22 protein-coding genes and 1 riboswitch are annotated in these 22,526 nt (G+C 44.0%); of the genes, 20 read left to right on the top strand and 2 right to left on the bottom strand.

The features are described from left to right. The first annotated feature begins 3 nt into the window (after positions 1–3). The 12 genes from cbiB (at position 4) to JKM87_RS10765 (ending at position 8,971) form a co-directional block, all read left to right on the top strand. The gene (gene cbiB, locus JKM87_RS10820; protein WP_236838749.1) at positions 4–975 is read left to right on the top strand and encodes an adenosylcobinamide-phosphate synthase CbiB; all 972 of its coding nucleotides are present in this window, start codon (positions 4–6) and stop codon (positions 973–975) included. Between the two features lie 38 nt (positions 976–1,013). Continuing rightward, complete coding sequence (gene cobD / locus JKM87_RS10815; RefSeq protein WP_202080362.1) at positions 1,014–2,138, top strand: threonine-phosphate decarboxylase CobD; 1,125 nt, start codon at positions 1,014–1,016, stop codon at positions 2,136–2,138. Beyond that, complete coding sequence (locus JKM87_RS10810) at positions 2,135–2,698, top strand: bifunctional adenosylcobinamide kinase/adenosylcobinamide-phosphate guanylyltransferase (protein WP_202080361.1); 564 nt, start codon at positions 2,135–2,137, stop codon at positions 2,696–2,698. Before cobD ends, JKM87_RS10810 begins: the two co-directional genes overlap by 4 nt. Then, positions 2,692–3,501: an adenosylcobinamide-GDP ribazoletransferase gene (locus tag JKM87_RS10805; protein WP_202080360.1), complete on the top strand. Its 810-nt coding sequence runs from the start codon at positions 2,692–2,694 to the stop codon at positions 3,499–3,501. The genes JKM87_RS10810 and JKM87_RS10805 overlap by 7 nt, the downstream gene beginning before the upstream one ends. Then, on the top strand, positions 3,453–4,091 hold the full coding sequence (locus JKM87_RS10800) for a histidine phosphatase family protein (protein ID WP_202080359.1): 639 nt from the start codon (positions 3,453–3,455) through the stop codon (positions 4,089–4,091). The genes JKM87_RS10805 and JKM87_RS10800 overlap by 49 nt, the downstream gene beginning before the upstream one ends. After that, the gene (locus tag JKM87_RS10795) at positions 4,043–4,525 is read left to right on the top strand and encodes a bifunctional adenosylcobinamide kinase/adenosylcobinamide-phosphate guanylyltransferase (protein ID WP_202080358.1); all 483 of its coding nucleotides are present in this window, start codon (positions 4,043–4,045) and stop codon (positions 4,523–4,525) included. The genes JKM87_RS10800 and JKM87_RS10795 overlap by 49 nt, the downstream gene beginning before the upstream one ends. A gap of 37 nt (positions 4,526–4,562) precedes the next feature. Next, entirely contained in the window at positions 4,563–5,138 is a 576-nt protein-coding gene (locus JKM87_RS10790) for a cob(I)yrinic acid a,c-diamide adenosyltransferase (RefSeq protein ID WP_202080357.1), read from the top strand. A 151-nt stretch (positions 5,139–5,289) separates the two neighbouring features. Then, a complete protein-coding gene (locus JKM87_RS10785) occupies positions 5,290–5,652 on the top strand; it encodes an arsenate reductase family protein (RefSeq protein WP_202080356.1) in 363 nt (120 codons plus the stop codon). Positions 5,653–5,720: 68 nt separating this feature from the next. Further along, positions 5,721–6,104, top strand: a complete 384-nt coding sequence (gene gcvH / locus JKM87_RS10780) for a glycine cleavage system protein GcvH (protein ID WP_202080355.1) — start codon at positions 5,721–5,723, stop codon at positions 6,102–6,104. 99 nt (positions 6,105–6,203) lie between these two features. After that, on the top strand, positions 6,204–7,478 hold the full coding sequence (locus JKM87_RS10775) for a GNAT family N-acetyltransferase (RefSeq protein ID WP_202080354.1): 1,275 nt from the start codon (positions 6,204–6,206) through the stop codon (positions 7,476–7,478). Between the two features lie 106 nt (positions 7,479–7,584). Next, on the top strand, positions 7,585–8,319 hold the full coding sequence (locus JKM87_RS10770; RefSeq protein WP_202080353.1) for an MBL fold metallo-hydrolase: 735 nt from the start codon (positions 7,585–7,587) through the stop codon (positions 8,317–8,319). A gap of 229 nt (positions 8,320–8,548) precedes the next feature. Beyond that, positions 8,549–8,971: a hypothetical protein gene (locus JKM87_RS10765; protein ID WP_202080352.1), complete on the top strand. Its 423-nt coding sequence runs from the start codon at positions 8,549–8,551 to the stop codon at positions 8,969–8,971. A 200-nt stretch (positions 8,972–9,171) separates the two neighbouring features. Here the strand turns inward: JKM87_RS10765 and JKM87_RS10760 are convergent, their stop codons facing one another. Further along, a complete protein-coding gene (locus JKM87_RS10760) occupies positions 9,172–9,759 on the bottom strand; it encodes a TetR/AcrR family transcriptional regulator (protein ID WP_202080351.1) in 588 nt (195 codons plus the stop codon). A 259-nt stretch (positions 9,760–10,018) separates the two neighbouring features. On the opposite strand from JKM87_RS10760, the gene JKM87_RS10755 reads away from it, so the two are divergent. From JKM87_RS10755 to JKM87_RS10735, 5 genes are all read left to right on the top strand, one after another. After that, positions 10,019–12,418, top strand: coding sequence for a 3-hydroxyacyl-CoA dehydrogenase/enoyl-CoA hydratase family protein (locus JKM87_RS10755; protein WP_202080350.1), 2,400 nt, complete (start codon positions 10,019–10,021; stop codon positions 12,416–12,418). A gap of 84 nt (positions 12,419–12,502) precedes the next feature. Then, positions 12,503–13,684: an acetyl-CoA C-acyltransferase gene (locus JKM87_RS10750; protein ID WP_202080349.1), complete on the top strand. Its 1,182-nt coding sequence runs from the start codon at positions 12,503–12,505 to the stop codon at positions 13,682–13,684. A gap of 174 nt (positions 13,685–13,858) precedes the next feature. Then, positions 13,859–14,017 carry a hypothetical protein gene (locus JKM87_RS10745; RefSeq protein ID WP_202080348.1) on the top strand — a complete coding sequence of 53 codons (159 nt, stop codon included), beginning with the start codon at positions 13,859–13,861 and terminating at the stop codon, positions 14,015–14,017. A 19-nt stretch (positions 14,018–14,036) separates the two neighbouring features. After that, entirely contained in the window at positions 14,037–15,818 is a 1,782-nt protein-coding gene (locus JKM87_RS10740) for an acyl-CoA dehydrogenase family protein (protein ID WP_202080347.1), read from the top strand. 55 nt (positions 15,819–15,873) lie between these two features. Next, positions 15,874–17,601 carry an AMP-binding protein gene (locus JKM87_RS10735; protein WP_202080346.1) on the top strand — a complete coding sequence of 576 codons (1,728 nt, stop codon included), beginning with the start codon at positions 15,874–15,876 and terminating at the stop codon, positions 17,599–17,601. A 183-nt stretch (positions 17,602–17,784) separates the two neighbouring features. On the opposite strand, the gene JKM87_RS10730 is transcribed toward JKM87_RS10735, so the two are convergent. Continuing rightward, entirely contained in the window at positions 17,785–18,243 is a 459-nt protein-coding gene (locus JKM87_RS10730) for a DUF3221 domain-containing protein (RefSeq protein WP_202080345.1), read from the bottom strand. A 267-nt stretch (positions 18,244–18,510) separates the two neighbouring features. Here JKM87_RS10730 and JKM87_RS10725 point away from each other — a divergent pair, with 267 nt between their 5' ends. The 3 genes from JKM87_RS10725 (at position 18,511) to JKM87_RS10715 (ending at position 22,136) form a co-directional block, all read left to right on the top strand. After that, entirely contained in the window at positions 18,511–19,800 is a 1,290-nt protein-coding gene (locus JKM87_RS10725; RefSeq protein WP_202080344.1) for an MFS transporter, read from the top strand. A gap of 139 nt (positions 19,801–19,939) precedes the next feature. Continuing rightward, complete coding sequence (gene sigI / locus JKM87_RS10720) at positions 19,940–20,713, top strand: RNA polymerase sigma-I factor (protein WP_202080398.1); 774 nt, start codon at positions 19,940–19,942, stop codon at positions 20,711–20,713. Continuing rightward, the gene (locus tag JKM87_RS10715; RefSeq protein WP_202080343.1) at positions 20,706–22,136 is read left to right on the top strand and encodes an anti-sigma-I factor RsgI family protein; all 1,431 of its coding nucleotides are present in this window, start codon (positions 20,706–20,708) and stop codon (positions 22,134–22,136) included. The genes sigI and JKM87_RS10715 overlap by 8 nt, the downstream gene beginning before the upstream one ends. A gap of 153 nt (positions 22,137–22,289) precedes the next feature. Continuing rightward, positions 22,290–22,405: riboswitch (SAM riboswitch) on the top strand. Positions 22,406–22,526 lie beyond the last annotated feature (121 nt).

Below are 22,526 nucleotides of genomic sequence, written 5' to 3'. Positions count from 1 at the left end.
ATGATGATCATAAGTTCATCACCTATGATTATGATGGCCATTGTCATGGCGGCCATTGGGTTAGACCTCATCATTGGTGACCCCAAACGACTGCCTCACCCCGTTGTCGGTATAGGGAGGGGGATTGCTTTACTTGACAAGAAGTGGAACAAAGGCTCGCATCGCAGGATGAAAGGGGTAGGCCTTACACTCGTGGTCGTTGTGGGGTGTTTTGTCACGACCTTTGTCGTGGTCTACTTAGCCCATCAGTTACATGTTGTCGTGGGGGCAGTGGTGGAGACGTTACTTATTGCAACCACGATTGCAATCAAAGGGTTAAAAGAGATGGCCCTTAAGATCCATACTCATTTGAAAAAAGGGGATTTACCCCAAGCACGTCAAACGTTGGGCATGATTGTAGGAAGAGACACAGATAACCTAGATGAGCCTGAAGTTGTCCGTGGGACGGTTGAAAGTGTAGCGGAAAACACGGTAGACGGTATTACCGCTCCTCTATTATTTGCCTTTTTAGGGGGCGCTCCACTTGCGATGGCCTACCGTGCGGTTAATACACTTGACTCCATGGTGGGCTATAAAAATAATCGCTATCAAGCGTTCGGCTGGGCCTCGGCTAAACTAGACGACATCCTTAATTGGTTACCTGCAAGATTAACGGCGTTAAGTATGGCCCTATCCGCTTTTATTGTCACGCCCTCATTATCAGTAAGGCGCGGTATCGCCATCACATTACGTGATGCCAAAAAACATCCTAGTCCCAATAGTGGCTGGTCGGAAGCGATGACCGCTGGCTTACTTGGCATTCAATTAGGGGGGAGAAACACGTACCAAGGAAGGGTATCGCATTGTGCGACATTAGGCGACATGACACGGTTACTACATCAGAGAGATATTATCTACGCTGTTCGTATCATGCATGGTGGGTGGACTGTTTTTGTTTTGCTGCTTGTTTTAGTGGTTAGTGTATGGATTAACTGAATGACACAATTTCAATAATAGAAAGAAGCGTGAGAGGTATGGAATGGCCTAATCATGGTGGACAGCCTGCACAGATACAAGCTTTGTTTCCTGACAAGCAAACGGATGTACATATTGATTTTAGCGCAAACATTAACCCTCTAGGGCCCCCACCAGGGACAAAAGAAGTATACGAGCAAGCGTTTGAAAAAGTCGTGACCTATCCAGATCCGAATTATGACAAGGCCATTGAAGCGGTTGCAGCGGACGCTGGTGTCGATGCCAGTCATGTTTGTCTCACGAATGGTGGAGCGGAAGCGATCTTTAATGTCCTAGCCATGTTCAAGGGTAAGAAAGCGACGATTATCCAACCCACGTTTTCTGAGTATGAAAGAGCCTGTCAAGCGTACCAATTGACATACACTTATTCGTTTTTAGATAGCCACGCTCACTTTTCATTTCCTTTAGAAGAGGTTGTGTCACAGCTACAAGAAGTTGACGTTGTTCTTGTATGTCGACCTAATAATCCTACGGGCACACTGATCCCACAACATCAAATGGATACCCTTATTCAAGCAGCTTCAAAAACGCAGACGACCATTGTAGTTGATGAAGCGTTTATAGACTTCTTACCTAAAGAGGAAGCCTTAACCGCTTGGCTGAAAAGACATTCCCATCTGATACTCCTTCGATCTATGACGAAGATATTTAGCGTTCCAGGCTTAAGAATGGGGTACATATTAGGATCACCTGAAATCATCCAGAGCATCAAGAGTCAACAGATTCCTTGGACAGTCAATGCGATAGCGGCGGAACTTATTCCGTTCTTACTACAGCAACATACTTTCATAGCGCGAACGCGGCAGTGGTTAGCAGAGGAAAGAGCCTACCTGCAAACAAAATTAGAGGCACTGGCGTTTGATGTGACGCCGTTTCATCCTAACTTCTTCTTGCTCAGGGAATCGCAAGCTTACCAAGAGATATCCCCGAGCTTAGCGCATAGGAATGAGCACCACTTAATGATGGACTTGTTTGAATCCTTACTATCTCAGGGGATATTAGCTCGGCACACACATTATTTCCCAGGCATTAAAGGTCGGGCGTTACGTTTTGCTGTGAGCGAGCGATCAAATAATGTGGCGTTAATTCACGCATTGGAGAAATGGAGGAGACACGAGTGGTGACGTTCATTTCAGGAGGGGCAAGATCTGGAAAGAGTGCAGTGGCTGAGTCAATCGCTTGGGGCAAAGCACAGCAAAGCGCGGTAGGGCCACAACAGTCATCAGGTCTTGTCTACTTGGCGACAGGAAAACGTATAGATGAAGAGATGGATCAGCGTATACGCCATCACCAACATCGTAGAGGAAGCGAGTGGCAAACCATCGAATCGACTCACGTGTCAAATGTACTAGAAAAACGACCGATGCATACCGTCGTACTGCTAGATTGCTTAACGACATGGTTAGACGACGCGTTATTCAATCGGAACTATCACTTTGAAGCGGTGCTAAGAGAAGTAGAGCATTGGCTGAGTGTGGCTTCAACTCGTGCTATTGAACTGATCATTGTGTCTAACGATATAAATGAGGACTTGATCATTGATAACGATATGGTCCACCAATATGTTCATATTCTTCAAATGCTCCATCAAATACTGGTGAACAAGGCAACGTACGTGTTGCAAGTCGTTGGGGGTCTACCCCACGTATGGAAAGCCGATTGGGAAGGAGAGCCATTATGTTAAAAAGTATGTTTTATGGGCTGGTCCTAAGCTTACAGTTTTTTTCTCGTATACCGGTCCCCCTCCAAGCACCATGGCATGAACAAGTGAAAGTATGGGCTTTGCGCTTTTTCCCTTGGGTAGGTGCAGTGATTGGTTTGTTCGTTGTACTCCTGGCATCTGTGTTCATGCCCCATGTACCATCGCTGTTTCTTACTTTGCTTCTTTTGACAGTGTGGGTAGGTCTGACGGGAGGTCTTCATTTAGACGGGTGGCTAGATGTCTCAGACGCCCTTGGGTCACAGGCGCCTTTAGAAAAGAAATGGCGTATTATGGAGGAGCCCCAAGTCGGGAGTTTCGCTGTCCTATCCGTCTTCTTCTTGCTCGCCTGGAAAGGAAGTTTACTTTATCTGCTTCTAACATTATGGGAGACCCAGGATGTTCTTAATCAAGCAGGCTTCTTGTTAATCTTCATCCTCATCCCTTTTATCAGTCGGTTAGGTGGTGCCTTACTCTTATTATTTTTACCGGTGTATAAGGAGGAAGGTTTGGCTTGGGAATGGAAGAGAGGTTTACAGCTAAAAGATTTAAGTTGGTTCATCATTCCCTTCCTCATCCTTTGTGTATGCACTGCAATGGTTCATACTTTATGGCCATATATTTTATTTTTAACTGCTGGAATGACGGTCTATTTTTTCGTTTTTGGCTCCTATCTTAACCGTGCTTTAGGCGGTATAGGCGGAGATGTTATTGGTGCCAGTGTGGAAGGAGGGGAAGTATGGGGCTTACTACTCAGTTGGATTTATATTTGGTTCGTCATGGTCTAACCGAATGGAATAAGCAAAAGCGATATCTTGGACATACAGATATAGATATAAGTGCAACTCACATCAATGAAATCTCCATGCTAAAAGATGCCCTACACCCGCTTTCTTTCGATGTTTGTTATACGAGTGATCTCAGGCGTTGTGTCCAAACGGTACAGCATCTCCTACCTTACCAATCTTATCATGTCGACCAACGTTTACGAGAATTAAACTTTGGTCTATGGGAAGGTTTAACGTATGAACAGTTGAAAGAGAATCAGCACTATCAATCCTGGCTTTCGGACTGGGAAGCTTACAGCCCTCCCCAGGGAGAGACCGGACATCAATTTCTTTCCCGTGTTCAATCTTTTTTATCAGACTGTTTGACTGATCATATTCCACAGGCACCGAACGATCTTTCTCGTGTCCTCGTTGTGACACATGGAGGTGTCATCCGAGCCATACTGTCCGCCATGGTGAAGGAAAAATCATTCTGGGAGTGGCAAGTGCAACACGGCTCTGCCATAAGACTAAGGCTTGGGCTAGAAGAGGGGGAATGGCAGTGCTACTCGTGGTCGGCGGTGCCTACGCAGGCAAGCGCAAGATTGTAAGGTCGCAAATGAATCATAATAGGTGCGAGTGGATCAGTGCTTATGAAGGACATAGGCTTGAACGCTGGCGTGACGTATGGGTTAAGACTGACACGATCGTGATTGAGGGGTGGGAACGTTGGCTTAAGCAGGCCCTCCATAAAGGCCAGTCTATAGATGAGCTCAGAGAACGTATGCAAAACCATCTCCAGGCTTTAGCGCATGTGGAGCAGGAAAGAAGAGCATGTCACGCTCATAAGGACAGGCGTGATGTCGGTGACCATGTTATCCTTATTATGCTTGAAATGGGAAGAGGGGTAGTGCCCATGGACAAGTCTGATCGAGACCTTCGTGATTTATGCGGTTGGTTACTCCAAGATGCCACTCAATTGTCTGAACGTGTCCTCTACGTATGGCACGGGCTATACAAACAATTGAAAGGAAACGGGACATAGCAGTGAGAATACATATGATGTAAAGGAGGTTGTCGATATGAAAATCTACACCAAAACGGGAGATAAGGGCCAAACGAGTATCATTGGAGGCAGGGTGTCCAAAGATGACTTGCAGGTTGAAGCTTACGGAACAGTGGATGAAGCGAATAGTATCGTTGGTGTCGCTGTATCTACTCTCAATGAGGCTGAAGAAGAGTTAAAGAAGGAATTAGAAGACATACAACACGAATTATTTGATTGTGGCTCCGACCTCAGTATGAAGGAAGGCGCTGAAGATAAGTATGAGTACAAGGTGAATGAGAACATGATTAAGCGTCTTGAAGCGCGGATTGATGTTTACGTGGACGAAGCACCTTCGCTACAGCGATTCATTTTGCCCGGAGGTACACAGGCTGCTGCTCATCTGCATGTCGCTCGGACCGTTGTGCGAAGAGCGGAAAGAAGAGTGGTGTCCTTAGCAGAACGACAGACGATTAATCCATTTGTTCGTCAGTATCTTAACAGATTATCAGATTATCTTTTTGCCGTGGCTCGCATCGTTAACGCTAGGGAAGGAAGAAAAGATGTCGAATACATTCGTGGTGCCAAGGTCTTCCGTACGGATGATGATTAGGATAAACGAATTAACCGTACATCAAATAGACATTGACCGCACTTCAACACTAGAACTTCAATACTAGAACTCGAACCTTCTTTTAGGGTAAGATAGAAAGGGTTACAATGTTCACTAATAGATGATAATGGTTCAGTAGGAGGTCTATGACATGAAAAAAGTCACAGCTTATCTTTATCCGAAGTGAAGCTCTTGTAGAAAAGCCAAGGCTTGGCTTGAAGAAAACGGGTATGAAGTAGAGGTTCAACACCTTGTCGAGCACCCTCCTCCAAAAGAAATGCTCAAAACTTTGTGGGAGACATCTGGACAAGCGTTGAAGAAGTTTTTTAATACGAGTGGGAAAAAGTATAGGGAGCTGGAACTAAAAGACAAGCTTCCAACGATGTCTGAGGATGAACAATTAGACTTGCTTTCATCTGACGGTATGCTTATCAAACGCCCGATTGTCACCGACGACGAGAATGTGACGATCGGTTTTAAAGAAGATGTGTTTGCAGACGTATGGGGAAAGTAGTATGATAAATTTTGAATCAACGTCATTATTCTGCATAGGAATATGCTACTGTAATAGGAGGGTTACCCTTGAATTTACCTAAAGATCTAAAGTACAGTGAAGAACACGAATGGGTTCGCGTGGAAGGTCAAAAAGCTTACATAGGCATTACGGATTTTGCCCAATCTGAACTAGGGGATATCGTATTTGTTGAGCTACCAGAGGAAGAGGACGAGATTGAACAAGACCAATCCTTTGGCAGTGTTGAGTCTGTCAAAACAGTTTCAGAGCTATATGCGCCCGTCAGCGGGAAAATCGTAGAAGTGAACACGGAACTTGAAGATGCCCCTGAATTAGTAAACGAATCCTCTTACGATAAAGGTTGGATGATTGTAGTAGAACTCACTAATGAATCTGACTTAGAAAAATTGATGTCCGCGGACGAATATGCAAAACTCGTATCGCAGGACTAAGCATCGAAAACAAATAAGCAAAGCGAGAAGCCATTTACATCAAGTGTAGATGGCTTTTTCTCATCGTGACATTATTCTTGTGTGAGGAAGAGGTGTTTTATGACAGAAAGAGTGAGGCAACTAGCGACAAGGGACATACCCCAAGCTATAAGGCTAGCAGATCAGGTTTTCCGCGATCAGGACCAGAGTTCCATGGGAAAAGCGTTTCCCCATTTATTTTCACCGAGTAATATACAGCACTGTTTTGGCTACTTTACCAATCATAAACTTGTATCTTTCATAGGCGTTGTACCAACTCATATTCATGTTGGATGTGCGTCATTACGAACTGTATCTATCGGTGCGGTATGTACACACTCCGCGTACAGAGGGCAAGGACTTGCTTCGCAGATACTACAAAAAGTTTTGGACTATGTTGAGACATTAAGGGCTTCTATCCTCCTCGTGTCTGGTTGGCGATCATTGTATACCCATGTTGGTTGTACACGTTTTGGAGAAGTGAGACGATTCTTTCTGAATCAAGAAGATTTACAGTCTTCTGTGTCAGCATTGCCCCCTTCACTAAAAAGTCAGTCTTTCTCTCGCGATAAGCAGACATATTTAACAAGTGCAAGACAGGCGCAACAAGAAGTCCCCCATCACGAAAATGAGAAAAAAGTGCGAACGATGCAACCACAGGACCTTTTCACGATTTGGCACCACTACCGTCATCGGAGGTGCGCCTTCGATCTCTCAGTACAGCAACTACAAGGCTTACTTAACGCAGCCTCTTACGCCAGCTGTTGGCATCTAGAACATCACGTGTTCGTGACTGAAACGGCGGGGAAGATCACATCTTTCGTTGTGATCGGCGTGCCTACTCCTAATACAAACACAAGCACTCATGGACCAGCGAATGCCGTCCTCATTGAATGGGGAGGGGAGGCCACAGATGCCCCCAAACTTTTTCAGGCCTTTTTTGATGCCCACCCTAATAGAATTCTAGAATGCCCAATTCCATGGTACGAATCGGAATGGCAGGACATACTTTATGCTCTGAAGACGAATAATAGAATAGAAACGAATCAAGGAACCATCAAGATTATGGACGTCCACCGGTTTGTTGAAGATCTCCAGCCCTATATTTTGTCAAGCGTCAAAGCTAAGGGTGAAGGACGAAACTGTGATATAAGGGTATTAGATGATCAATTAATAGCGCTATCGTTCATTGAAAGTGGCAAGACGATCCATTTGAGTCGAGAACAGCTCATACCCTTTTTCTTTCATCCAACGGGTGTATCAGCTGATCAGTCCTTACGGTTTGATGAGAAGGAACAGCTACGTACGATTTTACCCGTTCCATTACCGAACATTAATGGCTTGTATTACGTTTGATGCGTTTGATGCCCCATTTCTTGAGGGTCCACGTCACGAATTAAAGACCAGGTTACTGTTTAAGACATTTAAACCTTAAACAAGTGAGTGAAGGAGAGACTCAATGATGAAACTAACCGTTATAGGGTACTGGGGGGCTTATCCCGAAGCGGGGGAGGCCACTTCCGGTTATTTAATTGAAGAAGACGATTATCGTATCCTCGTTGACTGTGGTTCAGGTGTGTTAAGTCGGTTACAGCAGTACCTGCCACTCATGAAGCTAGATGCCGTGGTGCTTTCCCATTATCATGCTGACCATATCGCAGACCTACGATCATTACAATATGCAACCATGATCCAGAGTCAGTTAGACAACAGGTCTACTGTGTTGCCCGTATATGGCCACGACCAAGACAAGGACGCATTTCAACGTTTAACGTATCAAGACTACTGTCAAGGTATCCCCATTCGGCATCAGCAAACGCTTACAATCGGTCCTTTCAAATTAAGGTTTATATCGACGACACATCCCGTGTATTGTCTAGCGATGGACATTAGCACTGATAACAGTCGTATGATATACACAGCAGACACAGAGTGGAATGAGGATCTGCTTTCCTTTGCTCCAGGGTCTGATTTAGTGATCTCAGAGGCGTCTATTTATCGAGCCCAAAAAGGTAAGGTGCAAGGACACTTAACGGGAGAAGAGGCGGGACAGCTAGCAGCGCGCTTAGAGACACAAAGCCTTTTACTGACACACCTCCCCCATTTCGGTCAACATGAGGAACTTGTAAAAGAAGCCGGACAGCATTTTAAAGGACCAATTGATCTTGCCTACGAAGGAAAGACTTACATACTCTAATAGGTTCTAAATCGGTGTGGGAAACCGTTGTCCGGAAAGGGTGTGACCTAACATAACGCCGTTTAGATGTAAAAGAAAGAGGGAATGAATTTGGAAGAAGTTAATACTGGTTTACTTCCAATTCCTGTGATATCCTTACTCTTACACACTTTTTATTTGTAAAAAGGAATTATCAAAGTCAGCACGAATAAGATATTAGAACCATTCAATACAAAGGAGGGCGTAAAAGATGAGCTTTTGCTGTGGCGCAAGTATGATAGGCACGATCGGTACACTTCGGAATCAATATACTTATATTCACCAAGTACCGATACTCTATTGTCCCATTTGTCAATCCATTGAAGTCCACCCCAAAATCAAAGATGACTACGACATTCTAGCAGATTACGCCCAAAGTGATCAGGCTCCAGAGATCCACTTTGGAGATTATGTGGATGTACAAGATTTACACGACCTTTTTTCCGACTGTATTGATATTGAAGAGCAATCAATGACTGTCGTTCTCCGCTCCCAAATTGATCACGCGCTTGACCTACTTTCCGTGGCCAAAAAATTAAAAGATCGAGAGTGGGAGATGCAGTTATTCCATCGATTGAAGGTTCTGAGTGAACGATTAAGACGGTACGAAAGAAAAGAAGCTCAACATAAATAAATGATAACGATTGACGATTTTATAGACGGCAAAAGGCTGTTTGAGTGATGTTCAAAACAGCCTTTTTTCTGTAGTGACATTAGTAAGGAAAGAGGGGTATCAAATGTTTGGTCCCCTCAACTAAATGTTTTATTTTATTTTCTCCATATCCTATACCGCTTCAAATGGTCACATTTTAACGTACACCTTTTATCTGTATATTAAGTGCTGACACCTTCAAGTAAGAAGGACAACGTTTGGTCCACTTGATTAGATAAGCTATATTTTTGCCCTGAAATGAGCCATGATGTAACCACCTCATCCATCGCACCAAAGATAAGTAATCGATAAAGTTTAGGGTCCACATTGGCACGAAAGATCCCTTCGTTTATGCCTCTCCTGATCACCGTTTCTATTAACTTGAAGTATGGTTTAACCGTTTGCCCGATCGCTTTTCTTAATTCAATAGAACTTTGTCTTAACTCAATTTGGGTGACATAAGCGAGGTCAATCTGACGTTCAAGCTCTTCGAAGTGCGTGGCACATATCATGTACAGCGCTTCTTTGGCATCGTTTGCGTTATCTATCTTTTGTTTACTTTTACTAATCAGCGATCCCAATTGTTCGGCAAACAGCTGAATAAGGAGGTCTTCTTTATTCTTAAAATATAAATAAATCGTGCCATCAGCGACCCCTGCTTCTTTGGCAATCTTGGAGACCTGTGATTGATAAAACCCATTTTCTGCAAAAACTTTTAATGCTGCACTCAGAATAAGCTGGTATTTCTCTCCACTTTTTGTTCTTGTCATCCTATCACCTCTATGATAAAATCAAACGTAAATGAATGAGTATTCATTCAGTTATAAGTATTTTATGCCCTACAATGCTTAATGTCAATGAGAACCTATATTAGAGGCAATTCCGAGACAGACCCCCTTAACCTACTATAACGCTGAAAATGGTCATAAAGATAAATGGAGGTGGACATCATCCTAACCTAGTATGATAAATCCTATGTTTCGCCGGTTGACTTGAAAACGATTCCAAAGGAGAGGAAGGAGAATCAAGATGGCGGAAAGACAAATTAAGAAAGCAGCCGTTATAGGCTCTGGCGTGATGGGGGCCGCAATCGCTGCCCATCTAGCAAACGCAGGTATACCGAGCCTACTACTCGACATTGTGCCTCAAACATTAACACCAAACGAGGAAAAGAAGGGTGAAACATTACAGTCCCCTCACGTTCGCAACCGTTTAGCGACACAAGCGATAGCCAAGCTAAGAAAGACGAAGCCAGCCCCTCTATTTGAGCCCAGTCTCGTCTCGCATATCACACCAGGGAATATAGAAGACCATCTTTCATCCCTTCAGGACGTAGACTGGATTATCGAGGTCGTAGTGGAACGACTCGACATTAAACAAACTTTATTGGCTAAGATTGAAAGCGTATGGCGCCCAGGTACCATTGTGAGTACGAACACATCAGGCATCTCCATCCATGATATGGTTGAAGGACGATCGGAAGCCTTTCAACAACACTTCTTAGGCACACATTTCTTTAACCCCCCTAGATATATGAAGCTACTAGAAATCATTCCACATGCAAAAACAAACCCAGAACTCATATCTTTCATGCATCAGTTTTGTCAAAAGAAACTCGGAAAAGGCGTTGTCACGGCAAAAGATACGCCTAACTTTATTGCCAATCGCATTGGCACCTATGGCCTCATGACAGCTCTTCAAGAGTTACAAAACGGCTATACGGTAGATGAGATAGACGCTGTGAGTGGCCGTGTGATGGGGCGTCCTAAAAGCGCCACCTTTCGAACCCTTGATATGGTCGGCATCGACACCTTTGTACATGTCGCCAATAACGTACATCGGAATGTAGAGGATAAGAAAGAAAAGGAAGTCTTTACACTGCCCAACTTTCTACAAAATATGGTAGAACAAGGCCATATAGGGGAAAAGAGTGGAAAAGGCTTTTATCAAAAAGTAAAAACTGAAAAGGGAAGTGAGATCAAAACCCTTCATATCGAAGACCTCACCTACCACCCTCGTCAGAAAATCAAAGCCCCTTCCATAGAAGCAGTGAAACAGGTGAAGGGCGTAGGTCCCAAGCTTAAAGCGTTTTTAGAGCAAGGAGACCGCTATGCTGAACTTGCTTGGCGTCTGCTTAGTCAAGTACTCGTTTATGCCGCGGAAAAACGAGGAGAAATCGCCGATGACATCACTCAGATTGATCAAGCGATGAAATGGGGCTTTAACTGGGATCTAGGACCGTTTGAAGTCTGGGATGCGATCGGCTTGGAAGCATCCGTTGAGCGGATGACACAAGACGGACTCTCGGTGCCGGACTGGGTCAAAGAATGGATCGCACAAGGCCATCAAACTTTCTATCAAAAAGAAGACGGCCACATTTTTTACATTGCTCAAGAAGGACTGAAAAAGTTAGAAAAAGACCCACACAAGCTTTCTTTGCAAGATTTCAAAGAGCAAAATCAGGTCATTAAATCTAATGCTGGAGCCAGTCTGATTGATATCGGGGATGATGTGGCCTGCCTGGAATTCCATTCTCCTAATAATGCCATCGGAACAGACATCTTACTGATGATCCAAAACAGTATGGAAGAGGTCAGAAAAAATTATCGGGGACTCGTCATTGCCAATGAAGGCCGTAACTTCTGTGTCGGTGCGAACATCATGCAGCTCCTCATGGAAGCACAGAACGAAGAATGGGAAGAAGTAGACTTTATGATTAGACAATTCCAACAAACTTTATTCCGCTTAAAGTATTTCGAAAAACCCGTCGTCGCAGCCCCACACCAAATGACACTCGGTGGCGGTGTTGAAGTGTGTATGGCCACAGACCAAGTCTCTGCCGCTTCAGAGACATATTATGGCTTAGTGGAGGTCGGTGTTGGCCTCATTCCTGGTGGCGGGGGTTGTAAAGAAACGGCGTTGAGAACCAGTCAGTGGGCAAAGAATCACAAAGAGGCCGACCCCCAGCCGTTACTGAATCACTTCTTTGAAACGATCGGTATGGCCAAAGTGGCTACAAGTGCGAGTGAAGCGAAACGTCTACACTTACTCCAGACGGATGACGACGTTGTGATGAATCGTGATTATCTTGTACACGAGGCTAAGCAAGCTGCCCTCCAAATGACAGCCGAGGGCTATACGCCACCACCAAAAGAGAAAATCAAAGTGCTAGGTGAAAACGGTAAAGCTGTCTTGCAGTTAGCCATCTACACCATGTATCAAGGAGGCTATATTAGCGATCATGACAAAAAGATCGCCAACAAGCTAGCTCACGTGCTAGCCGGCGGGAACGTACCAGCTCGATCAGAAGTATCTGAACAATACCTACTCGACCTCGAACGTGAAGCATTTTTAAGCTTATGTGGTGAACCCAAAACCCAACAGCGAATTCAACACATGCTAACGAAAGGGAAACCGTTACGTAATTAAAGGATTTGAAAGGATCGCTCAGTTAAAACGATCGAATGGACTCTAATTAGTCAGACGATCATCTCGTATGAAGGAGGAACACAGATGAGAGAGGCGGTTATTGTCTCAGCTGCCCGGACAGCTGTAGGCAAGTCTAAAAAAGGAAGCTTAGCCCAAACGAGACCAGAGGATATGGGGAAAACGGTATTAGAAGGCGTGATCGATCGTGCCCCCGGACTAAAAAAAGAGATGGTAGAAGATGTCATCATTGGGTGTGCGATGCCTGAAGGACAACAGGGCTTGAATTTCGCCCGCATTGTCTCATTATACGCTGGGTATCCCGTTCAAACCCCTGGGATGACCATTAATCGATTTTGTTCTTCGGGCCTGCAATCCATTGCTATGGCAGCCGAAAGAATTATGGTCGGTCACGCCGATATTATCGTGGCTGGTGGAATTGAAAGTATGAGTGCAGTGCCGATGACAGGTCACAAACTATCTCCCCATCCAGACATAGTCGAAGATATGCCTGAAGTGTACATCAGTATGGGGCACACAGCAGAAAACGTGGCTCGAAAATACGATATATCACGGCAAGAACAAGACGAATTTGCCTATCGTAGCCATCAGAAAGCGGCGGATGCCCTAGAGAACAATCGTTTCAAAGAGGAAATCATCCCACTTCAGGTTAAGAAAAAAGGAGTGACAGAGGACGGCAAAGTGTGGGAAGAATCATTCACCTTTGCTGAGGACGAAGGTGTGCGTAAAGATACGTCCATAGAAGCACTAACCAAATTACGGCCGGCCTTTGCCGTACAAGGGAGTGTTACAGCAGGTAACGCCTCACAAACCAGTGACGGTGCCGCGGCCGTCGTCGTCATGAGTAAAGACAAAGCCGAAGAACTCGGTCTCAAGCCCCTTGCCACCTTTAAAACCTTCGCCTTAGGTGGCGTAGAACCTGAATATATGGGAGTTGGCCCCGTAAAAGCCATACCTAAAGCACTCGAACTCGCAAACCTCAACCTAGATGACATCGACCTGTTCGAAATTAACGAAGCCTTCGCCTCACAATGTATCCAAATCATAAAAGAACTAGACATACCGAGAGACAAAGTGAACGTCAACGGTGGGGGGATCGCACTCGGTCACCCATTAGGCTGCACCGGTACAAAACTTACCACCACCCTCATCCACGAACTCCGCCGACGTGGCGGTGGCACAGGCATCGTCTCCATGTGTATCGGTGGTGGCATGGGTGCAGCTGGCATCCTCGAAGTTCATTCATAATCGAGTCGCAATAAAAAGACGCTAGAGCGAGCCCCTGTCGGAGCTTCCTTTGTGCAAAGCTCGAGAAGCAGAAGAGGGAGTTCAGCCAACGCCTTGCGCAAGTCGAAAAGGAGCAAGGCCGAGCCCCATGTTGAAGCTTCCTTTGAGCGAAGCTCGAGAAGCGGAGAGAGGGGCTTGGCCAAAGTCTTGCCAAAGCCGAAGAGAATCAAGGCCGAGTTCCCTGTCGAAGCTTCCTTTGAGCAGAGTCGAGAAGCGAAGAGAGAGGAGCCAACGCCATGCCCAAGTCGAAAAGAATCAAGGCCGAGCTCCAAGTCGGAGGAAGCCAAACCCTAAATTGAAAGGAGCCATTCACATGCATACCATACAAGCCCACAAACGAGGAGGCGCATTCCTCATTGAAGAATCTAGCACGCAGGATATCGTCACACCTGAAGACTTTACAGATGAACAAAAAATGATGGCCGACACCGCGAGCGATTTTCTTGAAGCTGAAGTCAATAAGATGGACGAACAAATAGAAGGATTAAACTATGATCTCTCCGTCACGATGATTCAAAAAGCAGGAGCATTAGGCATACTGGGGGCAGATATCCCTGAGGCTTACGGAGGATTAGATTTAGATAAAGTCAGTTCTACATTGATTAATGAAAGACTGTCCAAAGGGTCATCTATATCTTTATCCATCGGAGCTCACACTGGGATTGGCACATTGCCTATCGTCTTTTTTGGCACAAAAGAGCAGAAAGAAAAATACCTGCCCCCACTCGCCACTGGGGAAAAAATAGCAGCTTATTGCTTAACAGAGCCTTCTTCCGGCTCGGACGCACTCGGGGCCAAGACGACGGCTGTTTTAAGCGCAGATGGACAGCATTACGTCTTAGAAGGACAGAAACAGTTCATCACGAACGCGGGATTTGCCGATATATTTATCGTCTACGCTAAGGTAGACGGTGAACATTTTAGTACGTTTATAGTGGAAAAATCCATGGAGGGCGTCAGTATAGGACCAGAAGAGAAAAAGATGGGGATTAAAGGTTCATCGACATGTCCGCTCATCCTTGACCAAGTGCAAGTGCCTGTACAAAATGTCCTTGGGGAAGTAGGCAAAGGCCATCTCATTGCCTTTAATATTTTGAATATTGGGAGATTTAAGCTAGGGTCCGGTTGTTTGGGCGCCAGCAAAGAAGCAATTAAACTCTCAGCAACATACGCCAATGAACGTAAGCAATTCGGCACACCCATCTCTAAGTTCCCATTAGTGGGGAGCAAACTGGCTGACATGACCATCATGACCTACGCACTTGAAAGTATGGTATATAGAACATCAGGTCTAATAGATGAAGGATTACAGGGCATCGATAACGATGACCCGTCAGCCGGTTTGCAACTAGCCAAAGGCATCGCTGAGTACGCCATAGAATGCTCGATTAACAAAGTGTTTGGTTCTGAAGTATTGGATGATGTTGTGGATGAAGGTGTCCAAATACATGGCGGATACGGATTTATTCAAGAATACAAAATCGAACGTCTATATCGTGATTCTAGAATTAATCGCATATTTGAAGGCACGAACGAGATTAATCGTTTACTCATTCCAGGCACGCTGGTCAAAAAAGCCATGAAGGGCGAGCTCCCTCTGATACAGGAGGCAAAAGCTTTACAGTCGGAGCTGCTAGAGATGTTCCCCCAACAATCCTTTAGCGAACCTCTAGAGGAAGAACAGCATCTCTTGGCCATGGCTAAGAAGATCTTTCTCATGACAAGCGGTCTTGCCTTTGAAAAATATCAAGAACAACTAGAACAAGAACAGGAGATTGTCAGCAAACTGAGTGACATGATTATTCAGATCTTTGCGATGGAAAGCATGCTTTTACGCACAAAAAAAATACGAGATAAAGGAGGGGAGCCTAAAGCAAAGCAGGCCATTGACATGACAGAAGTCTTCGTCCATGAGTCTATGGAAAAGATGGAAAAATGGGCCAAAGACGTTATAACGGAAATGGAGTCGGGTGATATGTTACGAACTCAGCTCTCCATATTGAAAAAGCTAACCAAACGCCAGCCGATGTCTTATATCAGTAAAAAGAGACATATTGCTCAAAAGGTCATTGCAGCGGAGAAATACGTGGTTTAAGCGGAGGGGGCCTGGGCCCTCTTCAGCCTATAATCTTGAGAGAGGTGAAGGTGGAATGGCAAACCGTATACCCTGGTCTGAGCATTACCCACCCCAGATACAGCCCCATTATGATTACCCGAACGTGAGCTTACCCACATTTTTGAAAGAAGCAACAAAAAAGTATCCACAGCATATTGCCTTACAATTTCTAGGTAAGACGTTAACTTACCAGGAGCTGTATGATTTGAGCTGCCAATTTTCGAATGCGCTTACATTAAACGGGGTTAAAAAAGGTGACCGCGTGGCCATCATGCTCCCGAACTGTCCACAAGCAGTTATAGGCTATTATGGTGCACTCATGGCTGGTGCCATCGTCGTACAAACAAACCCTTTGTACACAGAGAGAGAGTTGGAATATCAGTTAAATGACGCCGGAGCAAAGGTCTTGCTTAGCTTAGATATTATCTATAAGCGCATCGAGAAAATCATGCACCAAACCCCCTTGGAGAAGGTGGTCATCACTTCACTAAAAGACTATCTGCCTTTCCCCAAGAATTTACTATATCCTTTAAAAGCGAAAAAAGATGGCTTGCAAACTCATGTTCCTCAGCATGATCGGGTCGAGAGATGGCGCACTTTTCTTGTAGGACAAGCTGGGCAATCTGAACCACAAGTCCACATTCATCCACGGGAGGACCTCGCCCTCCTACAATATACGGGCGGCACCACAGGCAAGCCGAAAGGCGTCATGCTCACTCATTATAATCTTGTCGTGAATGCTTTCCAGTCAAGACAATGGTTGCACCGATCAAAAGAAGGTAAAGAGAAACTGTTAGCTGCGCTTCCGTTTTTCCACGTGTATGGTATGAGTATCGTCATGAACTTATCTATCTATATGGGGGGCACCTTACTATTAATACCTAAATTCGATACGGATTTGATACTTAAAACGATTCAAGATGAGAGACCCACGATCTTCCCAGGGGCTCCTACAATGTATATCGCTATTATTAACCATCCTAACATCGAACGTTATGATCTTTCTTCTATACATTCGTGTATCAGTGGTTCAGCCCCTCTCCCTGTTGAAGTGCAAGAAAAATTCGAACAGCTTACAAAAGGGCGCCTGGTAGAAGGATACGGCCTGACAGAATCCTCCCCCGTCACTCATGCCAATATGATCTGGGGGAAACGCAAAATCGGTTCAATCGGCGTCCCCTGGCCCGATACAGAAGCTAAGATCGTCAACTTGTCAACAGGAGAAACCTTACCTCCTGGTGAAGTGGGTGAACTAGTCGTCAAAGGACCACAAGTGATGAAAGGCTATTGGAAAAGAGTAGTGGAAACGGATAAAGTCTTAAGGGATGGCTGGCTATATACCGGGGATATTGCCAAAATGGACGAGGAAGGCTTTTTCTATATTATGGATCGCAAAAAAGATATGATTATCGCCGGGGGCTTCAACATTTATCCTCGTGAGATTGAAGAGATCCTTTTTGAACATCCCAAAGTGATGGAGGCGTCTGTGATCGGCATTCCTGATCAATACAGAGGAGAAACAGTGAAGGCCTACATCGTTGCAAAGGAAGGTCAAACACTCACGGTGGAAGAACTGGACCAATTTTCCAGAAGACACCTTGCCTCCTATAAGGTTCCCCATATATATGAATTTAGAGAGGAACTACCAAAATCGATTATTGGAAAAGTGTTACGCCGAGAACTAATTGAGGAAGAAAAGAAGAAGCGCCAACAAGAGGAATCGAAAACGAATAACGATGACACTAATGAGCAAGTCGTATAAAATAATCTAATGTGGCCACCTAAAAGGAACCTAGGTGGCCACACTTGTGTACAAATCTTTTATTTTCTCTTAGAATAGTGATTTATATTTTTCCTTAACTCCTTTTTTTAACTTTTGTTGTTTGGCATCAGAAAAGCTATCTTCAAGTGTATCAATCCCATCCAGGTTGTACTTGAACAAAAATTAATTTATCATTATGACTTTTTCAGCGCCTCTTATGGGTGGTCTACTATCGAGTTGTCTATTAGATGCAAGGTCTATCCCTACTTTTTGACCAATTTCTAATTTGCTATAAGTATTAGGATCAATCGTATACCAAGCAATATCCACATCTTCTGATAACGCTTTTGAGGCTAATTCCTTCGCTGAATATTTCTTTAAATCATCAGGGGCAATGTTATCAGCTACTAATATTCGTTGGCCATCGTCGGAGACTTTCTTTGAAATAACGGTTCCTTGGTAATCCATATCTTTAATTTCATCCACAGTCGATGTCTTTGAAGATTGGTTATCATGCTCACCGGATTGATTTTGTTGAGAAGCTGATGGTTGTAAACCGAGTGTTGTGTCTTCACTGTTGACAGAACATCCGGTAGCAAACATACACACACTTACAGTCACAAATAAAAGTATCTTTTTCAAATAAACCCATGCTCCTTTCCATATGGCATTATTCTCTAGAATCTTGAAGCTCTAGACGGATCAAACTTTCGGAAAGTTTCACTTCATCCAAAAAATGGCCGCTTAGTGTCCTATCCTCACGCATTGTCATCCTTTGTATGGATGTCGCAAAATTTTAAATATTAACCTTCCTATGTGATCAGTCTTAAAGTATAATTTTGTTTAGTGATTCGAAGTAATGACATTGATGATGTCATTGAATTGTGGCATGAAAGTGAGGACAACAAAATGACTGTCATACATGATTGGATAAAGCAAATCAAAGGCTACAACCGAAATGTACGCCTTTTTTTATGGGCCAATGTTCTTTTTCAAGTGGGCATGGGGATGTTCATGATTATGTATAATTTATACGTCAAAGCGCTGGGCTTTGATCAGACCGTGATCGGAAATATGGTGGCCATGCAGTCACTAGCAGCGGCTATTATTCTCATTCCTGCTGGTATCCTTAGCGATCAACTGGGCCGAAAAAAAATCATTGCCGTTGGGTTACTTTTTACTGTCGTTAGTTTTGTCCTGCGTGCCATATTGGAAGTGGAGACGGGGTTGATTCTTACGGCGTTTATGACAGGCTTATTCTCATCCTTTATTCAAGTATCCGCTATTCCGTTGCTATCGGAGAATTCAACGAAGGAACAGCGGGTGCATCTTTTCAGCCTTAATTTTGCATTAATGATGGTGGCTAACGTGATTGGTAACATGGGTGGTGGAGCGTTGGCGGACGTGTTACATCTATGGTTTGGAATGACAGAGCTGATAAGTTTACGTACAACTCTACTCATCGGCACAGGAATGTCCTTTTTAGCTTTTTTACCCATTAGTATGCTGCAGGAAAAGGGGAAAGTGAAGCAACATAAAACACTAACGAGTATGTTAACCAAGGGTAACCTCAAGCGCGCATTGGTCCAACATCATACATCAATAAAAATCATCGGTTTATTTGCAGTGGCTCAGATGCTCATCGGTTTTGGGGCGGGGCTGGTGATTCCGTATTTAAACGTGTATTTTGCTGACCGATTCCAAGCGTCTAACACATCCATAGGGTTGGTGGTCTCGCTAGGGCAAGCGGCTACGGCCGTTGCTATGCTCATTGGTCCAGCGATTGTTAAACGAATAGGCGAAGTAAGGGCGGTGGTTGTTTTACAGCTATTGTCCATTCCGTTCCTACTCCTCACCGGTTTTACAAACAACTTCTATCTCGCCTCGGTCGGTTTCTTGTTTCGTCAAGCATTGATGAATGCGGGTAATCCTATCCAAATGTCGGTCATGATGGATAAAGTAGACGATAATATGAAAGGTTTGGCGAATAGTGTCGGACAAACAATATTTATGTTAGGATGGGCGTGTATGGGACCTGTAAGTTCGTATATCGTTAGTCGATATGGTGCTTACTGGGGTTATGCTTACGTGTTTAGCCTCACAGCGGCCCTTTATATCGTGGGTTCTGTTTATTTCTACTACGTGTTTTATAGAAGACCTGATAAAGTGCTAGATTCCAAACAAAAAATTCCTTTATAAAAACAGGAATGAAGTCTCTAGTAAACGAAGGTAGAAATATGTAAAATGATGATATAGTTTGACGAATGTGGACTTCCCCACATAAAGAGAGGTTTAAAGACGATATAGTAGTATGGCGAGGTGAATTCACTTGATAGCAATGATTCTAGGGAAATGGAAGAAAAAGCGCCAAGAACAGTCAGAAGACATCCATGCTTTGGTGACAGAAGCCAAGTATGATTCCCAATATAGAAATGATTTTATTAGAAAGTATCAGCCTTTTATAGCGAAAGTCGCTTCTAAGGTCTGTAAACAGTATATTGACCAATCTCGTGATGAGTATAGTGTGGCTATTGAAGCGTTTAACGAAGCGATTAACCACTACGAAAACCAACAAGGCACATCGTTTCTATCTTTTGCGGAAATGGTCATTCGTCGTCGTGTGATTGATTATATACGTAAGGAAACGAGACAAACGCGTGATATCTTCTTAGAAACAGAATCAACAGATGAGGAACAGCAACAAGAAAGCATCGCCCAAGTTCACGCCTCTGTCAACCAGTATCAACAGCACCAAGAAATTGAACGTCGTAGAATGGATATCGCTGATTACCAGGAGCTACTCAAGGAGTACGACATCACCTTCCAGGATTTGGTCACCCTATGTCCTAAGCATGTAGATGCTAGAGAAAATGCAAAGCAAATCGCCAAAACCCTCGCCACACACCAAGAATTTGTTTTTCATTTAAAGGAAAAAAAGCAACTTCCGATGAAAGAATTATTAAAATTTGTGAACTGCAGTCGTAAAACGGTAGAGAGGAATCGAAAGTATATAATAGCGATGGCGTTGATTTATATCGGAGGGTATGAATCACTGCAATCCTATATCGAGCCAGAGGAAGACATGAAAGAAGGGAGGGAAATCAGTGAATAAGGGACTCATTCTAGAAATGAAAAATGACGAAGCAGTTGTCATGACCCCTGAAGGCGAATTCCGTAAAGTCAAAGCAAACAAACTGCACTGGGAAGTTGGAATGGAAGTTGACGTACCTTCTGCTCAAGTTGTACCGTTCGAAGTCAAAAGCAGAAAGAAGAAAACTGTACCAGCATTAGCCTTAGTCGCTTCCTTCTTATTAGTATTCGCATCCATGTTCGCCCTCGTCCCTTTTGGAGCTGATGATACCGCAGTAGCCTATGTCAACATCGACATCAATCCTAGTATCGAAATGGGCCTTAATAAGTCCATGGAAGTCATTAGTTTAGAACCTCTAAATGATGATGGGAAGCTCCTAGTTTCACATCTTAGTGATGAATGGAAAGGAAAGTCACTTCCAGAACTAACATATGACGTGATTTCCCAAGCAAGAATCGATGGCTTTCTTGAGGGGAACCAAGATGTGCTATTAGCCACGTCATTCGTTGACCAAGATAGTGAAACGAAATACACAGAAAACGTTGATACTGCCTTACAGCTTATCGAGAGTGAAGTCAGTCATGAGCCTGTAGAGGAAACAGAGGCAGAACAAGAGAACAAAGTGAAGCTTCACAAAGTAACAGTGGATGAAGAGGTACGTACGAAAGCGCAAGAAGAGGGTATGTCTACCGGGCGTTACTCCATTTATTTGGGAGCTAAAGAACAAGGGGTAGACATCAACCTTGAGGAATTAAAAGGTCAATCCATTGCGGAGTTGGCACAAGAGTTTAACGGCTTACAAAATGTGATATCCAATCATAAGGACAATGGTGAAGCTGAAGAGGATGTAGATGAACAACCAGGTCAATCGAATGGACATCATAACGCTTCTGAAGAAGGTCAAGAAAACGGTAAAGGTGTTAATGGTAACAAAGGCCAAGGTCATGAGGGTCAAGACAATCAAGGCAACAAAGGCCAAGGTAACAAAGGTGAAGGCAATAAAGGCCAAGGTAACCAGGGTCAAGGCAATAAAGGCAATGGTAACAAAGGCCAAGGTAACAACAAAGGCCAAGGCAACAATGGCAATCATCCAGACTCTGAAGATAAAAGCGTTAATATAGAAGTTGAAGGTATGACTGAAAGTTCGGATGAAGAAGGTGCCTCTGAGGAAAAAAAGTCCGGTAAAGGACGTTTGAATGCACCAGGCCTATTATTTATCCCTCCCGGTTTAGAAAAAGATAACAAAGAGAAACAACGTGAGTCATCTGGATCAAGCTCCGATGATAAAAAAAAACACACACCGGGTAAAGGGGAACATGGGAATGGACATCAAAACGGACCTAAATCCCAAGAGAACATGAAAAATGACGTCAATGGACAATTGGATGACGCTCAAAGCACCCATGATAATAAGAGTTGGCTTCACCTTGCAACGACACCTTAGAACGTGATTAAATACATTCGCAGAAGATATTGCTGGCTTAAGCCAGTTGGAGATAGAACTGCCAACTTTTTCATGCTTAACAAAACGGTTTACAACTAAATAAAGTCATGTTATTATCTTCTTCAGTGACTTATAAACTGAATGATACATGCACTCTTATCGAGAGAGGTGGAGGGACTGGCCCTATGAAACCCGGCAACCGCCTTCGTGGACGACATGAAGGAAAGGTGCCAATTCCTGCGAAGAGGTAAATCTTCGAGTGATGAGAGGATGAAGATAATAACTCGCATCCTTTCCGCTTTGAAGCTGAAAGGATTTTTTTTATGGATGTATTTGCTGTTCGCTACAATGTATTAACGATGGATCTATATTGTTTAAATAGAAAGTGAG

It is taken from the genome of Caldalkalibacillus salinus, from assembly GCF_016745835.1.
Taxonomy (GTDB): domain Bacteria; phylum Bacillota; class Bacilli; order Caldalkalibacillales; family JCM-10596; genus Caldalkalibacillus_A; species Caldalkalibacillus_A salinus.
This window is presented reverse-complemented; position numbering and strand designations above follow the sequence as displayed.